Annotated in this window: 2 protein-coding genes; both read right to left on the bottom strand. The window is 41.7% G+C overall.

The window, feature by feature from the left end; all coding sequences use genetic code 11:
• Window positions 1-927, bottom strand: a 927-nt coding sequence (locus tag F6K53_RS41540) for an MvdD family ATP-grasp ribosomal peptide maturase (protein ID WP_293086228.1), incomplete at its 3' end; no start/stop codon positions are given.
• Window positions 928-929: 2 nt separating this feature from the next.
• On the bottom strand, window positions 930-1145 hold the full coding sequence (locus F6K53_RS41535) for a hypothetical protein (RefSeq protein WP_293086225.1): 216 nt from the start codon (window positions 1143-1145) through the stop codon (window positions 930-932).
• Between the last annotated feature and the right edge of the window lie 394 nt (window positions 1146-1539).

Below are 1539 nucleotides of genomic sequence, written 5' to 3'. Positions count from 1 at the left end.
AAGCCAGAAGAATTCTCCCACTGGATTGACCTCAAGAAATACATGGCGACCATCGGGAGTTAAAATAATATCAATCGCGCCATAGTTCAAGCCAAAGTAATCCATTAGCTTCAGCAACTTTTCTTCCAGATCTTGGGGCAGCTGATAGGGCTGCCAAGCGTTTAGGGAATCAACGCCCCGTCGCCGCCAGTCATAACGAGCACCTGGAAACTGTTGAGAGTCTATCGAAGCAGTAAACACTTGCTTTCCGACAATTGTGGTTCGTAACTCTAGGGTCTTAGGGAGATGTTCCTGAAACGTCATTGGACAGAACCTTAATCCATCCAAGTTGTGCAAATCCTCTGGTTTGACAGGATTGGTAAACACTACTTGCTCCTGTCCCTGCTGATCATAGATGGCAAAGGATGAAAGCATTTTGGTAATTATGCCAGACTCACATTCTTTGGCAAATTCCACCACTGCGGCTGGATTATTAGTGGTCAGGTTAAGGGGAGTATCTATCCCGAGTTCCCGTGCTACTTTTAGCTGTAACTGCTTATTCTTAGCTTGCTCAATCACAGAGCCCCGATCCAAGTGGAAGCCATCAATACTGGCAATCATACCTTGGATAGTTACACGAGATTCTTGTACAGAGGCTTGCCGCATTTGCGGATCCATGGTGCTCGGAATTCTTGCACCCATGGCAATGCGCCGATACCAAACTGCGGAGACCTCCTGCAAATCTAGCTTTTCTTCCTCAGACTTTAGGATTAATCTTTCTGTATTCTTACCGTCTTTATTCTTACCGTAGTAGACATCTAGTTGGACTTCCGTGGGAAATCGGTCAGTGTCAAATCGAAAGGCTTTCCCCCCTTTTTCTTCAATGGCTTTTACCACTAGGGGAATGCTTTCGTTGTCTTGGCTATGGGTAATAATTAAAACTGTCATTGTTAATAATAAAGGGAATAGGGAATAGGGAATAGGGAATAGGGAATAGGGAGTAGGGAGTAGGGAGTAGGGAGTAGGGAGTAGGGAGTAGGGAATAGGGAATAGGGAATAGGGAATAGGGAATAGGGAATAGGGAATAGGGAATAGGGAATAGGGAATAGGGAGTCGGGAGTCGGGAGAATAAAATTGTTAAGTATCGCTCCAAAAGTAAAAATCACAAATTTCCCAAGTTAATTATTCCTAATTAATACCCTACAATCAAAAAAAATAAATTAGTTATATATTGCAGTATTCAACATCTAAGTTATGATAGATTAAACTAGGTAATTCCAAACATAAATAAATCATGATTTATAGTAATTTTTTTGATTTTATAGCGTTGATAGCACTTATGATGTACAGTATTTTTTGACTATATATCCTTAATAAGGGGAGATATTATTGCCTTAAAAACATCTTTATTATTGCCTTTTGCCTCTTGCCTTTTGCCTTTTGCCTTTTGCCTTTTGCCTCTTGCCTCTTGCCTCTTGCCTCTTGCCTCTTGCCTCTTGCCTCTTGCCTCTTGCCTCTTGCCTTTTGCCTTTTGCCTTAATTAGCAACGTCAGACAATAA

Origin of the sequence: Moorena sp. SIO4A1 (assembly GCF_010672065.1) — a bacterium.
In the GTDB taxonomy this organism is placed as follows: Bacteria; Cyanobacteriota; Cyanobacteriia; order Cyanobacteriales; family Coleofasciculaceae; genus Moorena.
The sequence above is the reverse complement of the archived record's forward strand: the minus strand, read 5'-3'. Positions and strand labels throughout refer to the sequence as shown.